The organism is Arthrobacter sp. GW822-FHT05G07 (assembly GCF_058799755.1).
The window spans coordinates 246,314-261,832 of record NZ_JBXALT010000001.1; the positions used below are offsets into that span (position 1 = coordinate 246,314).

15 protein-coding genes are annotated in these 15,519 nt (G+C 63.8%); 6 read left to right on the forward strand and 9 right to left on the reverse strand.

Features of this window, described 5'->3' with window-relative positions; translation table 11 throughout:
• Positions 1 to 193: 193 nt before the first annotated feature.
• Complete coding sequence (locus tag AC1RJY_RS01030) at positions 194 to 1,000, reverse strand: isoprenyl transferase (RefSeq protein WP_011774021.1); 807 nt, start codon at positions 998 to 1,000, stop codon at positions 194 to 196.
• 107 nt (positions 1,001 to 1,107) lie between these two features.
• On the opposite strand from AC1RJY_RS01030, the gene trhA reads away from it, so the two are divergent.
• The gene (gene trhA / locus AC1RJY_RS01035) at positions 1,108 to 1,749 is read left to right on the forward strand and encodes a PAQR family membrane homeostasis protein TrhA (RefSeq protein WP_011774020.1); all 642 of its coding nucleotides are present in this window, start codon (positions 1,108 to 1,110) and stop codon (positions 1,747 to 1,749) included.
• Positions 1,750 to 1,764: 15 nt separating this feature from the next.
• Here trhA and AC1RJY_RS01040 read toward each other — a convergent pair whose 3' ends face one another.
• The 3 genes from AC1RJY_RS01040 to mca form a co-directional block, all read right to left on the reverse strand.
• Positions 1,765 to 3,966, reverse strand: coding sequence for a thioredoxin domain-containing protein (locus tag AC1RJY_RS01040; RefSeq protein ID WP_498600978.1), 2,202 nt, complete (start codon positions 3,964 to 3,966; stop codon positions 1,765 to 1,767).
• A complete protein-coding gene (locus tag AC1RJY_RS01045) occupies positions 3,938 to 4,246 on the reverse strand; it encodes a hypothetical protein (protein ID WP_014921104.1) in 309 nt (102 codons plus the stop codon). The genes AC1RJY_RS01040 and AC1RJY_RS01045 overlap by 29 nt, the downstream gene beginning before the upstream one ends.
• A gap of 106 nt (positions 4,247 to 4,352) precedes the next feature.
• Positions 4,353 to 5,258, reverse strand: a complete 906-nt coding sequence (gene mca / locus AC1RJY_RS01050; RefSeq protein ID WP_043805901.1) for a mycothiol conjugate amidase Mca — start codon at positions 5,256 to 5,258, stop codon at positions 4,353 to 4,355.
• Positions 5,259 to 5,334: 76 nt separating this feature from the next.
• Here mca and AC1RJY_RS01055 point away from each other — a divergent pair, with 76 nt between their 5' ends.
• Both AC1RJY_RS01055 and greA read left to right on the forward strand, forming a co-directional pair.
• On the forward strand, positions 5,335 to 5,793 hold the full coding sequence (locus tag AC1RJY_RS01055) for a DUF4307 domain-containing protein (protein WP_011774016.1): 459 nt from the start codon (positions 5,335 to 5,337) through the stop codon (positions 5,791 to 5,793).
• A gap of 152 nt (positions 5,794 to 5,945) precedes the next feature.
• Positions 5,946 to 6,440, forward strand: coding sequence for a transcription elongation factor GreA (greA, locus tag AC1RJY_RS01060; protein WP_011774015.1), 495 nt, complete (start codon positions 5,946 to 5,948; stop codon positions 6,438 to 6,440).
• Positions 6,441 to 6,532: 92 nt separating this feature from the next.
• Here greA and AC1RJY_RS01065 read toward each other — a convergent pair whose 3' ends face one another.
• The 4 genes from AC1RJY_RS01065 to AC1RJY_RS01080 all read right to left on the reverse strand — a co-directional run bounded on the left by AC1RJY_RS01065 (position 6,533) and on the right by AC1RJY_RS01080 (position 10,736).
• Positions 6,533 to 7,147, reverse strand: a complete 615-nt coding sequence (locus AC1RJY_RS01065; RefSeq protein WP_011774014.1) for a rhomboid family intramembrane serine protease — start codon at positions 7,145 to 7,147, stop codon at positions 6,533 to 6,535.
• Positions 7,148 to 7,161: 14 nt separating this feature from the next.
• The gene (gene ilvA / locus AC1RJY_RS01070; RefSeq protein ID WP_011774013.1) at positions 7,162 to 8,400 is read right to left on the reverse strand and encodes a threonine ammonia-lyase; all 1,239 of its coding nucleotides are present in this window, start codon (positions 8,398 to 8,400) and stop codon (positions 7,162 to 7,164) included.
• A 3-nt stretch (positions 8,401 to 8,403) separates the two neighbouring features.
• The gene (locus tag AC1RJY_RS01075; protein ID WP_011774012.1) at positions 8,404 to 9,684 is read right to left on the reverse strand and encodes an AI-2E family transporter; all 1,281 of its coding nucleotides are present in this window, start codon (positions 9,682 to 9,684) and stop codon (positions 8,404 to 8,406) included.
• Between the two features lie 83 nt (positions 9,685 to 9,767).
• Positions 9,768 to 10,736, reverse strand: a complete 969-nt coding sequence (locus AC1RJY_RS01080; RefSeq protein WP_011774011.1) for an aldose 1-epimerase family protein — start codon at positions 10,734 to 10,736, stop codon at positions 9,768 to 9,770.
• 80 nt (positions 10,737 to 10,816) lie between these two features.
• Between AC1RJY_RS01080 and galT the strand changes: the two genes are divergently transcribed.
• From galT to AC1RJY_RS01095, 3 genes are all read left to right on the forward strand, one after another.
• Positions 10,817 to 11,968, forward strand: coding sequence for a galactose-1-phosphate uridylyltransferase (gene galT, locus AC1RJY_RS01085; protein ID WP_043805900.1), 1,152 nt, complete (start codon positions 10,817 to 10,819; stop codon positions 11,966 to 11,968).
• Positions 11,965 to 13,125, forward strand: a complete 1,161-nt coding sequence (galK, locus tag AC1RJY_RS01090) for a galactokinase (protein ID WP_014921100.1) — start codon at positions 11,965 to 11,967, stop codon at positions 13,123 to 13,125. Before galT ends, galK begins: the two co-directional genes overlap by 4 nt.
• Before the next feature lie 63 nt (positions 13,126 to 13,188).
• On the forward strand, positions 13,189 to 14,427 hold the full coding sequence (locus AC1RJY_RS01095) for an acetyl-CoA C-acetyltransferase (protein ID WP_210064360.1): 1,239 nt from the start codon (positions 13,189 to 13,191) through the stop codon (positions 14,425 to 14,427).
• Positions 14,428 to 14,559: 132 nt separating this feature from the next.
• Here the strand turns inward: AC1RJY_RS01095 and AC1RJY_RS01100 are convergent, their stop codons facing one another.
• Positions 14,560 to 15,471 carry a Bax inhibitor-1/YccA family protein gene (locus AC1RJY_RS01100; RefSeq protein ID WP_017198702.1) on the reverse strand — a complete coding sequence of 304 codons (912 nt, stop codon included), beginning with the start codon at positions 15,469 to 15,471 and terminating at the stop codon, positions 14,560 to 14,562.
• Between the last annotated feature and the right edge of the window lie 48 nt (positions 15,472 to 15,519).

A 15,519-nucleotide genomic window follows, 5' to 3' on the forward strand; every position in this document is an offset into this window, starting at 1 on the left:
GCTCGGCCGGAAGGCCGGGCGTGGCCTCCCATGTAACTGGTGCGATGGTCCGCTCCATATACTGGCCTCCCCGATCAGCGGGCGGTTTTGCCTGCTGATGGGATTAACGTAATCCTCGCCACATTCATTTCCGCAATCCGTGGTCGGCAAGTCGTATGTCCGGTTCGTTAAATTTTGGTGAACCGGGGCGCGTTCAGGTTCCGAACCGCCGTTGGCGCCCGGCGTAGTCCCTGAGGGCCCGCAGGAAATCGACCTTGCGGAAGGCCGGCCAGAGAGCTTCGCAAAAGTAGAACTCGCTGTAGGCGCTTTGCCACATGAGGAATCCTGAGAGCCGTTGCTCGCCTGAGGTACGGATGACGAGGTCAGGATCGGGTTGGCCGCGGGTGTAGAGGAACTTGGAGATGTCGTCCACCGAAAGTTCATCTGCGACGTCGGACATTTTGCGTCCTTTGGCGTCGGCGTCGTGCAGTAGTTCGCGTACGGCGTCGACAATTTCGCGGCGGCCACCGTAGCCCACTGCCACGTTCACGTGGATCTTTTCGTGGACGGGGGTACGGGCCGTGAGTTTGTTGAGGCGCTCGGCCAGGTAGTCCGGCAGGAGTTCCGGCGCCCCCATGGCGTGGACGGAGACGTCTTCGTCTTCGTCGAGGCGGTCCATGGTGTTGGCGATGATGCCCATGAGGAGATCCAGTTCTTCACCGGAACGGCTCATGTTGTCCGTGGAGAGCATGTAGAGGGTTACAACCTTGACGCCGAGTTCCTGGCACCACCCGAGGAACTCGTGGATCTTGTCCGCGCCCGCCTGGTGCCCTTGGCTGGTGGGTGCGTTGAACTGGCGCGCCCACCGTCGGTTGCCGTCCACCATGACGCCGATATGTCGAGGGATTCTGTCCTGCTTGAGGGAGCGCAGCAGTTTGCGCTCGTAGAAGCCATAGAGGAAACCGGGCAGCTCCACCGGACTCTCACCTGACTTCCTTGCTTGTACGACGACGGCGCACATCCAAGGCTACCGTCCCGAGCAACCGGGACGGTGCAGTCGCCGGTCAAAATCGCTTCACTATTTGTTACCAGCAGGTAACTTACCGAAACGTAAGTTATTCTTGACCTATGGCTGAGCTCCTCGAAACCAAGCCCCTATGGCGTGGATGGATCCACGCCGTTGCCGCTCCTTTTGCACTGGCGGCAGGGATCATCCTGGTGACGGTTGCCCCCACCCCTGATCGCAAGATCACCTCCGCCATCTACGGCCTGACGGGATTCCTGCTGTTTGGCGTCAGCGCCGTTTACCACCGCGGAAACTGGTCGCCCAAGGTCCGAATGCTGCTCAAAAGGCTGGACCACACCAACATCATGCTGGTAATCGCCGGCAGCTACACGCCCTTGGCATGGTCGTTGCTGGAGCGCTCACAGGCCATTACCTTGCTGTGGCTGGTCTGGTCCGGAGCGATAGTCGGCGTGCTCTTCCGGATTCTGTGGACACACGCTCCACGCTGGCTGTATGTGCCCGTCTATATAGCCCTGGGCTGCGGAGCGTTGTTCTACCTCCCCCAGTTCTTCGCCGCCAACGCCCCGGCAGCGATCCTCATTTGCGTCGGCGGCGCCCTGTACATCGCAGGGGCGGTGTTCTACGCCCTCAAGAAACCGAACTTCAGCGTCCAGCACTTCGGCTTCCATGAGCTGTTCCATGCCTTTACGGTGCTGGCTTTCGCGGCCCACTTCGTGGCGATCATGCTGGCAGTGCTGAGCTAGCTTCCCTTTGGCCGGCTAGGAAGCACCCAACGCCATGGCTGCCAGACGGGCCTGGACCGCAGCCACATCGCCCAACGGCCTCTCGCACACCATGTCGCGGCACAAGTAAACCTGCGGTGATCCGTCCGGCGCACCCGATCTGTGGAGCAGCAAAGGGACCTCGGCCTCCCCCGCCGGGGACCCGCCGTCGTCCGACTGCAAAGCGACCACCAGGCCGGGGCTGGGAGACTTCAACAGCGCGCTGTGCAGCTCGCGCCGCAGCGGCGAGTCGTAACCTGCGACGGCGGCCTCCACCGGCCCTGCAAGCGCAGCTTGCGCGGTGGCCAGCAGCCAACCGGCCACACGCGGTGCGCGTGCGGCGAGGGGCGGGAGCAGGCCCAGGATATTGCCGGCCATGAGCCGGTGTTGGTGGGAACCGGAGTACGCGGCGTAAGTCAACAGGGCGCCAGCGAACCCGGCGGCGCCACTTGGGGTGGCATTATCGAACGGGTCCAGGGCTGCGTGCTGCCCTTGGGCGTTGAAAACCTGTGCGGACTCCCCCGCAGAGTCCGCCAGATGACCGTTCTCCACAAAGCGTGAACATGCTGCCAGGATGAGCTCCTCAGCCAAGCGGTACCACCGCTTGGTGCCCGTGACAGCATAGAGAGCCAAGAAGCCCTCCGTGCAGAATGCGTAGTCCTCAAGAAGACCACCAATGCCCCGCGCACGCGAATCGTGCGAAACCCGGACCAGCACCTGCGAACTGCTGTCCCAGTGAACGTCCGCCAAGTACTCAGCTACGGCTTCTGCTGCAGCAACCAAGTCCGGGCGGTCCAGAATGGCACCCGCTTCCGCGAGAGCTGCCACGGCCAGGCCATTCCACCCGGCCACCACTTTCTCATCCCTGGCTGGCTGGTTCCGGAGATTACGCGATGCCAACAGCACCGGCCGGACGCGTTGCCATAGCCTGCTCTCGGCGTCGGTCAACGTCCGCGCAGGGTGAAGCGGCGAGCCAAGCTCCGAAACAGTCCCCCGGGCACCAACGTTCATCATGTCCGCCACAGCCTCGGCGTCACGCGGGCCAAGAGCTTCCCGGAGCGACTCGGGAGTCCACAGATACGTGGCGCCCTCGTGATGCACGCCGCCCACTACGGTATCGGCGTCCAGGGAGGAGGCCAGGGCGCCGTTGGGCAGCTTGAGGGAGTCCACCATCCACTCGGCGCACCTCGAGGCCACGGATGCAGCCTCGCCCGCCGTGAAGACCTCGTTGCCGCCAAGCCGGACCCAGTGGGCGTAAAGCCGCAGCAGCTGCGCATTGTCGTACAACATCTTTTCAAAGTGCGGCACAGACCAGTCTGCCGTCACCGAGTAGCGGGCGAATCCGCCATCGAGCTGGTCGCGCAAAGCCGAGCGGGCCATGCCCGCCAGCGCGCGGGCGGCTATGTCGCGGGCCGCGTCCGCAGTATCGGACGGTGCCGCCGCATGCCTGATGAGGAACTCAAGAACCGCCGACGGCGGGAACTTGGGAGCGCTGCCGAAGCCACCGGCGTCGGGGTCTTCTGAGCGGGCCAACAGCGCTACGGCCTCCGGGAGAACGTTTGCGTCCAGCACTTCAGGAGGGCCATCGAACCGGACAGCGCCGCCCAGCTGCGCACCGGCCATGTTCGCAGCCAGTCCCCTTGCGTTCTGCTCCACAGCATCGCGGCGCTCCACCCACGCCTCATGGACTGCCTCCAGGACGTTTCGGAAGGAGGGCCGGCCAGGCAAGGGAACCGGCGGGAAGTAGGTCCCCGCGTGGAAGGCGAGCCCGTCCGGGGTGAGGAAGACGGACATGGGCCAGCCCCCTTCGCCGCTGATGGCCTGGGTAGCCGCCATGTAGACGGAATCGACGTCCGGCCGCTCTTCCCGGTCAACCTTGACCGGGACAAAGTGGGCGTTCAGGTAATCGGCGGTTTCCTGGTCTTCAAAGGATTCGTGAGCCATGACGTGGCACCAGTGGCATGCCGCGTAGCCGATGGAGAGGAACACCGGGACATCGCGCTCGGCAGCAAAGGAAAAGGCCTCATCGCCGAAAGGACGCCAGAAGACGGGATTGTCCGCGTGCTGGCGTAAATAGGCAGACGGTTCCGACCCAAGGGCGTTGCTTGCCCCGGGCCAGTCCGGCCCGCCGGTTTCAGCGGGGCCGCCGGTTTCAGCGGGGCCGCCGGTTTCAGCGGGTCCGAGGACCGCCATCGCCATTCTCTTCAGTGGGGCTGCCGGCCTCGGCAGGGCTCCCTTCCCCGGCGGCTTCGTCCGCCTCGGCGGCCAGGCGCGCTTCCTCCACCTGGGCCCTGTAGCGGACGCGGCGGATCCTGCGGACCATATCCACGATCAGGAAGGTTGTGAGGATCACGATGAAGGCCGTGAGGACGAAGCCCCACGTACCCGGCGTCACCTGATCCTCGGACAGGCCGGGCCGCAGCGTGCCCGTGGGATCAGGCGACGGAGTGACGGTCAGGGCAAGAATCAAGTGATGCACTTTCAAACCTTCTATGGGAGCTGGTGCGTGCCGACTGGCAGCGCGTAGCCGGGAAGCTGATTGGCCGCACGGCAATTTCTACGATCGATAGAAACTACCGGCGCTCCTATCTTATCCCCGCGAAGAGGTCCTTCTCGGGCAGCTCTGAAGGCACCGTGGACTTGATCAGGGTGTAGTCCTCCCACGGCCAGACGGTCCGCTGCAGATCCGGCGATACCGCGAAAAAGAAGCCGAGGGGATCGATCTGGGTCCGGTGTGCGCGCAGGGCGTCGTCCCGGGCCTCGAAGAAATCACCGCAATCAACCTGGGTGGTGGTTTGGTGCCCTGCCACCGGAGCTGTGTGACCTTCCGCGTCGGCCTCCAACCACGCAGCAAGCCGCTCGGCATACGGCGATTGCAGCCCGGCTTCTTCCAACGCAAAATGCAGCGCACGGAATCTTTCGGGGCTGAAGGCGCGGTCGTAGTAAAGCTTGCTGGGCGCCCATGGCTCACCCATGCCGGGATAGCGCTCAGGATCGCCTGCGGCTTCAAAAGCTTCCACCGCAACCTTGTGGGCCATGATGTGGTCCGGGTGGGGGTAGCCACCGTTTTCGTCATAGCTGAGGATGACGTGCGGCTTGAACTTACGGACCAGCCGAACCAAGGGCGCCGTGGCACGCTCCAGTGGCTGCAGGGCGAAGCATCCCGGCGGCAGCGGCGGGAGGGGATCTCCTTCAGGAAGTCCCGAGTCTACAAAACCGAGCCAGCGCTGCTGGATTCCAAGGACCTCGGCCGCGTTGGCCATCTCAAGGCGCCGGGCACCGGCCATGTCCCGTTTGGGGTGGGGTGCATCCTCCAGGGCGGGGTTCTGGATGTCGCCGCGCGAGCCGTCCGTGCAGGTGGCAACCATGACGCCTACTCCCGCGGCGGCGTACATCGCCATGGTTGCTGCGCCCTTGCTGGACTCATCATCCGGATGGGCGTGGACGGCGAGCAGCCGCAGCTGCTGCTCGGAACTGCTGGACGCTGTCACGTGACGGCTCCTCTTTCATGGATCGCGCTTTTGCGGGGCGGTGATGGGGCGCCGGGATCGGCACTAAACTGGACGGGTGACTTCAGAGGACCTATCGGCCACCCAAGTACCGGCAAGCAACAGCCTAGCCAATCGATACGGCGGTCAAAAGCGCGCCATGACCCGCAAAACCAAGCGGAACATTGTCATCGCCGCCCTGGTCCTCGGGATTGCGTTCGCCGCGTACGTAGCAACCGGCTCGGCTCAGGCCCCGGTCACGTTCAAGGACATCGGTTACAGCACCGTGGACGATACCCAGGCAGAAGTGGACTACCAGGTGACTAAATACCCCGGAGCCACAGCCAAATGTGCCATAAAAGCCCTGGATTCCAAGTTCGCGGTGGTTGGCTGGAAGGTAGTGGAGATCGGCCCCAACGATCCCCAGGACGATCCCGATGGCGGCAGCACCACCATGCAGCGGACAGCCCTGAGGACCGAGTCCCCGGCAGTCTCCGGAGTTGTGGACAATTGCTGGATCGTGGACAGCGGTAAATAACAATCGTGTGACCCACGACTCAACCGGTTTGGGTTCGTCCAAAGGATTTACTACAATGGATGAAACCTTCACCCCGTTAAGTTGGTTACTGAGATTCATGAGTGGCCAACTCGGCGGGGTCTTTTGCATTGTCAGATCTAGAGGAGAAATCCGTGTCTACCACCAATAGCGCCACTGCGGCTTGGCTTACCCAGGAAGCTTTCGACCGCTTGCAGGCTGAGCTGGACCACCTTTCCGGCGCTGGCCGGGCGGAAATCGTCCAGAAGATCGAAGCTGCCCGCCAGGAAGGCGACCTCAAGGAGAACGGCGGTTACCACGCCGCCAAGGAGGAGCAGGGCAAGATCGAAGCCCGCATCCGTCAGCTCACCGCACTTCTGCGTGATGCGCAGGTGGGCGAAGCCCCCGCCGACGACGGAATCGTTGAGCCCGGAATGCTGGTTGTTGCCCGCATCGCAGGCGACGAAGAGACGTTCCTGCTGGGCTCCCGCGAAATCGCCGGAGATTCCGATCTTGATGTCTTCAGCGAAAAGTCACCCCTGGGTGCGGCCATCATCGGCCACAAGGAAGGCGACAGCCTGAGCTACGTTGCCCCCAACGGCAAGGAAATTCAGGTGGAGATCGTCTCCGCCAAGCCCTACGTCGCCTAAGCAGCGGCTAAACCGGCCTGAAATACACGACGCCGGCCCACCCCTTCGCGGGGCGGGCCGGCGTTTTTTCGTGCCCGGCCAAACCAACCGGGTCAGGCGACGAGCTTGGATTTGGGACGAAGCAGGACGGCGGCAATCACACCACCCACGGCCCCGCCGAGGTGCGCCTGCCAGGAGACGTAACCCAGCACCGTCGGCAGCACCCCGAAGAGGATACTGCCGTAAGCCATGAACAGAACCACGGAGAGCAGGATCTGCCACCAGCTGCGGTTGAAGAATCCCCTCACCAGCAGGAACGCGAAGAAACCGAACACCAGTCCGGAGGCTCCCACCGTCACGCCTCCCCCGCCAATCAACCACACCGCCAGCCCTGATCCGAGCCAGCTGAAGGCCAATGCCGTGATGAACACCCGGATTCCGGACAGGAACACCAGGAAACCGAAAATGATCAACGGCAAGGTATTGGACAGCAAATGGTTCAGGTTCGCGTGCAGCAAGGGAAACGTCAGGATGTCCAGCACGCCGTCCATGGAACGTGGGCGCAGGCCGAAAGTCGAGTTGAGCCCATGGCGCATCAAGGTGTTGAGGATCTCGATGACGTAGAGCAGGATGACGAATCCGCCCATGAAGAGCAGTCCGCCTTTCGCCCGCCCGGCGAGCGACTCCCTAGCCTCTTCCTTTGAGCCCTCAGGCATTCCGAGCACCATGGGCGCCCCTCCCGTCAGTGCACCACGATTGGTTGGAAGCCCTCGGCCCGGAGTGCACCGAGAACCTGCTCGCCGTGTTCGTGGCCTTTGGTTTCCAGGTTGATAGTGATGGAGACGTCACCCATGCTGATGGAACCACCCAAGCGGGTGTGGTCCAGGCCAGTGACGTTGGCATCGTTTTCAGCGATGATACGGGCAATGGTGGCCAACGAACCCGGCCGGTCATCGAGCATCATGCGGACCGTCATGAAGCGGCCTGCGGCCGACAGACCGCGCTGGATGACTTTGAGCATCAGCATGGGATCGATGTTGCCGCCGGAAAGCACGACGGCGGTGTTCCCCGGGTTTTCGATCTTGCCGTCCATCAGCGCAGCTACTCCGACGGCCCCGGCCGGCTCAACCACCATCTTGGCGCGCTCGAGCAGGAAGATCAGGGCCCGGGCGAGGGAGTCCTCACTCACGGTGACCACATCGTCCACGAGCTCGCGGATGATGCTGAAGGGCAACTGCCCGGGACGTCCTACGGCGATGCCGTCGGCCATGGTGGTGACCTTCTTCAGAGGCACCAAGGCATCAGCGGCGAGGGACGGCGGGTACGCGGCGGCGTTCTCGGCCTGGACCCCGATGACCCTGATTTCGCGGCCGAGCTCCTTGGCCTTGGCCTTGATGGCCACAGCCACACCTGCCAGCAGCCCGCCGCCTCCTACACCCATGAGGATGGTGTCCACGTTGGGGATCTGGTCCAGGATTTCAAGCCCGATGGTGCCCTGACCGGCAACGACGTCCACGTTGTCGAAGGGGTGAACAAACACAGCGCCTGTTTCGTTGGCGTAGCGCTGCGCTTCCGCAAGCGCTTCGTCCACGTTGTGGCCGTGCAGAACGACTTCAGCGCCGTGGCTGCGCGTGGCCGCCAGCTTGGGCAGGGCCACGCCGAGCGGCATGTAGATGCGGGCATTGATGCCCAGGCTCTTGGCGGCTACAGCCACACCCTGGGCGTGGTTGCCTGCGGATGCCGCTACTACGCCGCGCTTCTTTTCGTCGTCCGTAAGCCGGGCCATGCGCACATAGGCGCCCCGGACCTTGAACGAGCCGGCACGCTGCAGGTTCTCACACTTGAAAAAGACGTTGCCGCCCACGAGGCTGCCCAGCGCACGGGACGACTCCACCGGAGTCTTGGTAATAATGCCCTCGAGCAGCTCCTGCGCCTTGAGGACATCGTCCAGCGTGACGGGCAGGGTTTCGAGGGTATTCACTGACTATTCTCCTTTGTTGGTGTTGGCTTGAGGCTCCTCGACAGAGGTGCTCCCCGAAGCCTTGGTCTTGCCGGCGACGCCCTTACCGAGGCGGGATTCGGGCCGCGGGAGGTGGACCTCCTTGAAGTTGGCGTCGCCGCCTGGCCCCGCCGAGGCGGCTGCCGGCTGGAGTTCCACACCGCCCAATCCTTCATCATGTTCCCACGTCCGGCCCGCAATGTAGCGAACTGCCGTGTTTACTACGGCGAGCAGCGGGACTGCGAACAGGGCACCGGGGATGCCTGCGAGGTATGAACCGGCGGCAACCGAGAGGATCACAGCCACAGGATGCAGCGCCACGGCCTTGCCCATGACCAGCGGCTGCAGGATGTGGCTTTCAAGTTGCTGCACTACCAGGACGATTGCCAGCATGATCAGCGCGTTGATGGGTCCGTTGGCCACAAGGGCGAGCAGGACCGCGATGGCACCGGTAACCAGGGCACCGACCACCGGAATGAACGAGCCGATGAAGACGAGGACCGCCAAGGGCAGGGCCAACGGGACTTGGATGATGGCCGCACCAACGCCGATGCCCACGGCATCCACGAACGCGACGAACATCTGAATCCGCACGTAGCTGACCATGGACGTCCAGCCCCGGCGCCCGGCGCCATCGGTGGCCCGTCGCGCGCTCTTGGGCAGGAGCCGGACCAGGAAAGCCCAGATGCGGGGGCCCTCCAGCAGGAAGAAGATCAGAATGAACAGGGCCAGGACAAGCCCCGCCGCAAAGTGTCCGGCGGTGCTGCCGAAGGACAATGCCCCGCTGAGGATGCTGCTGCTGTTGTTCTGGAGCGCATTCGCGCCATCGGAAATGTATTGGTCTATCTGGTCCGCAGTGAGGTGCAGCGGGCCATCTGCCAACCAGGTCTGAATCTGTTGGATGCCTGCCAGCGCCTCTTGCCAGAGCGCACCGAAGCCCGTGACAAGTTGCCTGCCCACCAGCGCAAGGGCACCACCGATCACGCCGATGAAGCCCAACACGGTGATGGCGACTGCTCCTCCGTTGGGCACCTTCCGGTTGCGCAGCCAAGCCACCACAGGATGCAGGAGGCCGGCCAGCAGCGCAGCAACCATCACTGGAATGATGAGGAAGCTGACCTTGCCCAGCAGCCAGACCATGGCGCCGATCATGAGCAGGATCAGGCCTGCCCGCCAGGACCAGGCTGCAGCAATGCGCACCCCGTAGGGGATGTCTTCGGCAATTTGGCGGTCTGAACGTGTTTTGGCGTCCGGTGTTGGCGTCATGAACCCATAATTCCGTAGGGCAGGCCGTATGGGAAACCGGCTCTCACTTCCGAGACATTCGGTGGCATTTACGGGCGAAGAGCCTACAGGGATGCCGCAATTCCCCAGCGCATGGTGAAAGCTTCTCCGGGTGCCAGCCAGCGCAGGCCATCGCCGCTGTTGAACGCGTTGGCCGGCCCTGTCATGGGTTCGATGGCCACGGCTTTGGATCGGCCCGGGAAGGTGTCTGTGACGAAGACGTGGACGTACCGGCAGCTCTCATCCTGTTCAAGGCTTACGCTGCGGCCATCCGGCGCGGTCAGCGTATGGCGCGCTATGCCGCCGTCGTACGTCAGGTCCGTCAAGGCGACATCCACCAGCAAGCTGCCCACCACCGACCCGCCGGAGAAATCGTACTGACCGTCTGCGGGAGCGGTGCTTCGCGGAATCAGTCGCTCGTCCGCTACCAGTCGAGTGCCCGCATGCACCGTCAGGACCAAATCCTCGGGGGCGACATCGCCGACGCGCAGGTACGGGTGGGCACCCAGGACAAAGGGCGCCGTGCTCTGCGAATCGTTGATCAACGTCTGCGAGACACGGAGGTCTCCGCTCTGGTCGAGTTCGTAGCGCACCAGGTGCCGCACCAGGAACGGGTAGCCGTGCTGGGGGAAGACTGTGGCTTCCAGCGTCACGGAAAACTCGGATTCGTCCACCAACACGTACCCGGTGTTGCGCAACAGGCCGTGGCTGGCGTTGTTGCGTGAGGCCTCGGTGATGTCGAGTTGCTGCTTCTTGCCTTCCAGGTACCAGATCCCGTCCTCTACCCGGTTGGCCCAGGGCGCCAGGGTGATGCCCGTGGCACCGGGCGAAATTTCGTCGTCGCCGTAGCTTTCGGTCAACTGGACTCCGCCCCGGGAGTAGAGTCGCAGGCCGGCGGCGAGCTCGGTGACGACGGCGAGCGCATCGCCCCGGCGGAGCTCGAACTGTCGGCCCGTGGCGAAGCGGCGGGACTCGGATTGATGGGTGCTATCGGCTGGCGACGGGGAGGCAGACATGGCAATACCGTACTGCATTGGAGAACCGTCATGACGCGGCGAATGTTAGCTTTTGTTAGAAACTATGCGTTTTTGGTCACTTGTGGAATGATGTAGTTATGAGCCGCATCACCAGCACCCGCCTCGCGGACAGCCGAGAGCTGATCTACTTCGACGACCCAGGAACCCCGGAGCGAACACCGGATTCCTTGGTGGACCACCGCGAGCTTCCCGCCCGTGGCGAGCCGGGCGAGGTGCGTTATGACGCTTTGTCCGGTGACTGGGTAGCGGTAGCTGCCCATCGCCAAACCCGTACGCACCTTCCCCCTGCTGATCAGTGCCCCATCTGCCCCACCACTGCGGCGAACCCTTCCGAAATCCCGGCCTCGGACTATGACGTGGTGGTGTTCGAGAACCGCTTCCCTTCCCTGGGCCCGGCATTGGGCGACATTCCCCCGGTTCCGGCTCCCGGGCATTCCGGTCACAACCTCAAGGGAGCGGCATACGGTCGCTGCGAGGTAGTTGCCTTCACACCGCAGCACACTGGCTCCTTCGCCGAACTCGGCCAAACCCGTGCCCGCACCGTCATTGAAGCGTGGGCCCAGCGCACCGAAGCATTGAGCGCCCTGCCCGGCATCAAGCAGGTGTTTCCGTTCGAGAACCGCGGTGCGGACATCGGCGTCACCCTGCACCATCCGCACGGCCAGATCTACGCGTACCCCTATGTGACTCCCCGTGCCGCCCAGCTCGGGGCGGTAGCCCGGAAGTACTACGACGACGTCGACGCGAAAGAAACGCTCGGGGCCTCGCTCCTGAAGGCTGAACGCGAGGACGGCAGCCGCATGGTCCTGGAGGCCAAGCACTTCAGCGCCTACGTGCCGTTCGCGGCGCGCTGGCCTTTGGAAGTTCACCTCGTTCCGCATCGCAGCGTCCCCGACCTCGCGGCCCTCACAGGGGAAGAACGCGATGAGCTTTCCCACGTCTACTTGGACCTGCTAAAGCGCCTCGACTCCCTCTACCCCACCCCCATGCCGTACATTTCGGCCTGGCACCAGGCACCACTGGACCCGGTTCTTCGCCCGGCGGGCCAGCTGCACCTGCAGCTGACGTCACCTCGCCGCGCTGCCGATAAGCTCAAGTATCTGGCCGGCTCCGAGGCCGCCATGGGAGCGTTCATCAACGACACCACACCCGAAGCGGTGGCGGAGCGCCTGCGCAGCGTCGCCGCAGCACCGGCTTCAAACAAGACCTTGGAAGGCACACGAGCATGACCACCACCACCGACACCGGCGTCCTCGCCGCCCGCTTCCAGGAAACGTTCGGCGCAGCTGCCGACGGCGTGTGGCAGGCACCTGGACGCGTCAACCTGATCGGCGAGCACACGGACTACAACGAAGGCTTTGTACTGCCCTTCGCCATCGACAAGACAGCAAAGGTGGCTTTGCGGGTCCGCGACGACTCCAGGGTTCGCATGCTGTCCACTTTTGGCGGGCACGGCGTGGTGGAGGCTGACCTCGCGGACTCGGAGCCCGGATCCGGTGAGGGGTGGTCACGCTACCCCCTCGGCGTCGCCTGGGCACTCAAGGAACGTGGCATCCAAGTCCCCGGCTTTGACCTCCTGCTGGATTCCGACGTTCCCTCCGGTGCGGGTCTGTCGTCGTCACACGCCATCGAGTGCGCCGTCATCTCGGCCCTCAACGAGTTGACCGGCGCGGGTTTCGCTGCCGAAGACCTGGTGCTCGCTACCCAGCGCGCCGAGAACGTGTTCGTTGGCGCACCCACCGGGATCATGGACCAGTCAGCATCCTTGCGCGGCGCCAAGGGACACGCGGTGTTCTTGGACTGCCGTGACCAGCATGTGGAGCTGGTGCCGTTCGACGCAGAAGCGTCGGGCTTGGTCCTGTTGGTCATCGACACCAAGGTGTCGCATTCGCACGCCGACGGCGGTTACGCCTCCCGCCGCGCATCCTGCGAGTTGGGTGCCGAGATACTTGGCGTCACAGCACTGCGCGACGTCGGCGTAGAGCGTTTGGAGGAAGCCTCCGGACTGCTGGACGAGACGACGCTCCGGCGCGTCCGCCACGTGGTCACCGAAAATGATCGCGTACTTCAGACAGTGGAAACCTTGGGCAAGCTGGGTCCCGCCGCCATCGGGGAGTTGCTGGACGCCAGCCACGTTTCCATGCGCGACGATTTTGAGATCTCCTGCCCGGAACTCGACCTTGCCGTGGACACATCCCGGGCCAACGGTGCCATAGGCGCCCGCATGACGGGCGGCGGCTTCGGCGGCTCAGCCATCGCATTGACGCCGGTGAGCCAAGAGCAGCAGGTTCGTGACGCCGTCGTGCGTTCCTTCGCGGAGGCGGGTTTCACCGCACCGGACATCTTCACCGTCACCCCGGCTGCGGGAGCGCTTCGCCTGGCCTGACGCGTTCAGTTCCACCGCGCGAACGCCCGGCGTTCCATCGGATGCCGGGCGTAAGCTGGGGCCATGACTGAGGCTGTCATCGTTGCTACTGCCAGAAGCCCTATTGGCCGTGCCTTCAAGGGTTCCCTCAAGGACGAACGTCCGGATGACCTGGCCACCGCCATGGTGCGGGCCGCCCTCGCAAAAGTTCCAGGCTTCGATCCCGGCGCGGAGGACGGCCAAGGCTTGGACGACATCCTGCTGGGCTGCGCTGAACCCAGCGGCGAGGCCGGATCCAACATGGCCAGGGTTGTGGCGGTACTCGCCGGGCTGGACCGCGTACCCGCAGCCACCATCAACCGCTTCTGTGCATCCAGCCTGCAAACCCTTCGGATGGCCTTCCACGCCATCAGATCCGGGGAAGCCCACGCAATCGTGTCCGCCGGGGTGGAGAGCGTGTCCAGGTATCAGGACTGGTCCGGTGCCGGCGAAACCGATACCGCCAACCACAACCCGCTGTTCGAAGCAGCGGGCCAACGCACTGCGGCACGGGCGGCCTCCAACATCCCGTGGACCGACCCTCGGCTCGGCGGGCGACTACCAGACATTTACATCTCCATGGGCCAGACTGCCGAGAACGTCGCCACGAGCTACGGAATCAGCCGGGCCGAGCAGGACGAGTGGGGTGTCCTGAGCCAGAATCGCGCCGAAGCCGCCATCGCCTCAGGGTTCTATGCCCGCGACATCTCGCCCTACACGCGCAAGGACGGAAGTGTGGTGGAGCGCGATGACTCACCCCGAGCCGGGGTCACTTTGGAAGCCGTCTCCGCGTTACAGCCCGTGTTCCGCGCGGAAGGCACCGTGACTGCAGGTAATGCCTGTCCGCTTAACGACGGGGCCGCGGCTGTGGTGGTGATGAGTGACGCGCGCGCCCGTGAACTCAGCCTGCAACCGCTGGCGCGGGTGGTTTCAACAGGCGTCAGTGCCCTTTCCCCCGAACTCATGGGCATGGGACCCGTGGAATCGACGCGGCGGGCCCTTGCCCTGGCAGGACTGACAATGGACGACATCGACCTCGTTGAGCTCAACGAAGCCTTCGCCGTGCAGGTGGTGGCGAGCGCCCGTGAACTGGGGATCGATCCTGAAAAACTCAACGTCCATGGTGGCGCCATCGCTCTGGGCCATCCCTTCGGCATGACCGGGGCCCGGATGACCAGCACTCTCCTCAACGGGCTCAAGGAACGCGACGGAACCCTGGGGCTGGCCACGCTGTGCGTCGGCGGAGGCCAGGGCATGGCAGTGGTCTTTGAGCGCCTGAGCTGAGGGCTGCCACGCGCGAGGGGTTGGATATCGACCCTTTGAGCCCCTCTTACTCCCGAGACCTCGCCCCTCACGAACGCAAAAATGCCCCCGAAGACTCTTCGGGGGCATTTCGCGTTGACGGACTCAGAAGAGTTAGTCGTCGCCTCGCAGGATTGCCAGCAGACGGATGATTTCCACATAGAGCCAAACCAGCGTGACCGTCAGGCCGAAGGCGGCAACCCAGGAGTAACGCTCCGGGGCGCCGGCGCGGACGCCCTCTTCGATGCTGGTGAAGTCCATGATCAGCGAGAACGCTGCCAGGCCGATGGCCAGGATGCCGATGAAGACACCCAGCGGAATGCCTGCAATTTCGAAGCTGGTGCGGAGGCCGAAGGGCTCCTGAACAGCGCCGGTCCACATCATCACCATGTTGATCAGGGCGAAGACTGCGTAGCCGATGGTGGCGATCATGAAGAAGCGCACCATCTTGGGAGTGGCGCGGACCTTGCCGCTCTTGAAGAGCACCAGGGTGACGCCGAAGACTGCCAGCGTTCCGATGACGGCTTGGAGACCGACGCCGGGGTACATGCCGTCCAGGATACGGGTGAGGCCACCGAGGAACAGGCCCTCGAGGCCGGCGTAGGCAAGGATCAGGGCCGGTGAAGGCTGCTTCTTGAACGTGTTGACCAGTGCCAGGACGAAGCCGCCCAAGGCACCAACGATCATGAGCATGGTGGAGAGGGCGGGCGCCACGAAGAGCGTGACGCCGGCACCGATGATGAGAACCACGAGGCAGGCGACGGTCTTCATGATGACGTCGTCATAGGTCATGCGGCCGGTGTCGGCCGGGCCGGCAGCTGGCTGGTTGTACATCTGCTGCAGCTGCTCATTGGTCATGTTCTGCTGCTGGGCAGACCATGCTGCATGGCCGTCCATGACCTGGCTCGGTGCACGGCCGGGTGCCTGATTGAACTGCTGGCCGTACGGGTTCTGCGGTACAGGCGGGGCCTGCTTTGCTCCACGGAAATTCTTTCCGTTGAAGACTGGGTTTCCGCCAAGTGCCATTGCGGGTGTCCTCCTGAAAAAGGGCTAGTGATAGTTCACGGTACCAAT

Bases quoted from the DNA above. Each gene is read 5' to 3' on its own strand.
- AC1RJY_RS01030 (WP_011774021.1), bottom strand. From the start codon at position 1,000: ATGTGCGCCGTCGTCGTACAAGCAAGGAAGTCAGGTGAGAGTCCGGTG.
- trhA (WP_011774020.1), top strand. From the start codon at position 1,108: ATGGCTGAGCTCCTCGAAACCAAGCCCCTATGGCGTGGATGGATCCAC.
- AC1RJY_RS01040 (WP_498600978.1), bottom strand. From the start codon at position 3,966: ATGGCGATGGCGGTCCTCGGACCCGCTGAAACCGGCGGCCCCGCTGAA.
- AC1RJY_RS01065 (WP_011774014.1), bottom strand. From the start codon at position 7,147: ATGGTGCTCGGAATGCCTGAGGGCTCAAAGGAAGAGGCTAGGGAGTCG.
- AC1RJY_RS01075 (WP_011774012.1), bottom strand. From the start codon at position 9,684: ATGACGCCAACACCGGACGCCAAAACACGTTCAGACCGCCAAATTGCC.
- AC1RJY_RS01080 (WP_011774011.1), bottom strand. From the start codon at position 10,736: ATGCAGTACGGTATTGCCATGTCTGCCTCCCCGTCGCCAGCCGATAGC.
- galT (WP_043805900.1), top strand. From the start codon at position 10,817: ATGAGCCGCATCACCAGCACCCGCCTCGCGGACAGCCGAGAGCTGATC.
- galK (WP_014921100.1), top strand. From the start codon at position 11,965: ATGACCACCACCACCGACACCGGCGTCCTCGCCGCCCGCTTCCAGGAA.
- AC1RJY_RS01095 (WP_210064360.1), top strand. From the start codon at position 13,189: ATGACTGAGGCTGTCATCGTTGCTACTGCCAGAAGCCCTATTGGCCGT.
- AC1RJY_RS01100 (WP_017198702.1), bottom strand. From the start codon at position 15,471: ATGGCACTTGGCGGAAACCCAGTCTTCAACGGAAAGAATTTCCGTGGA.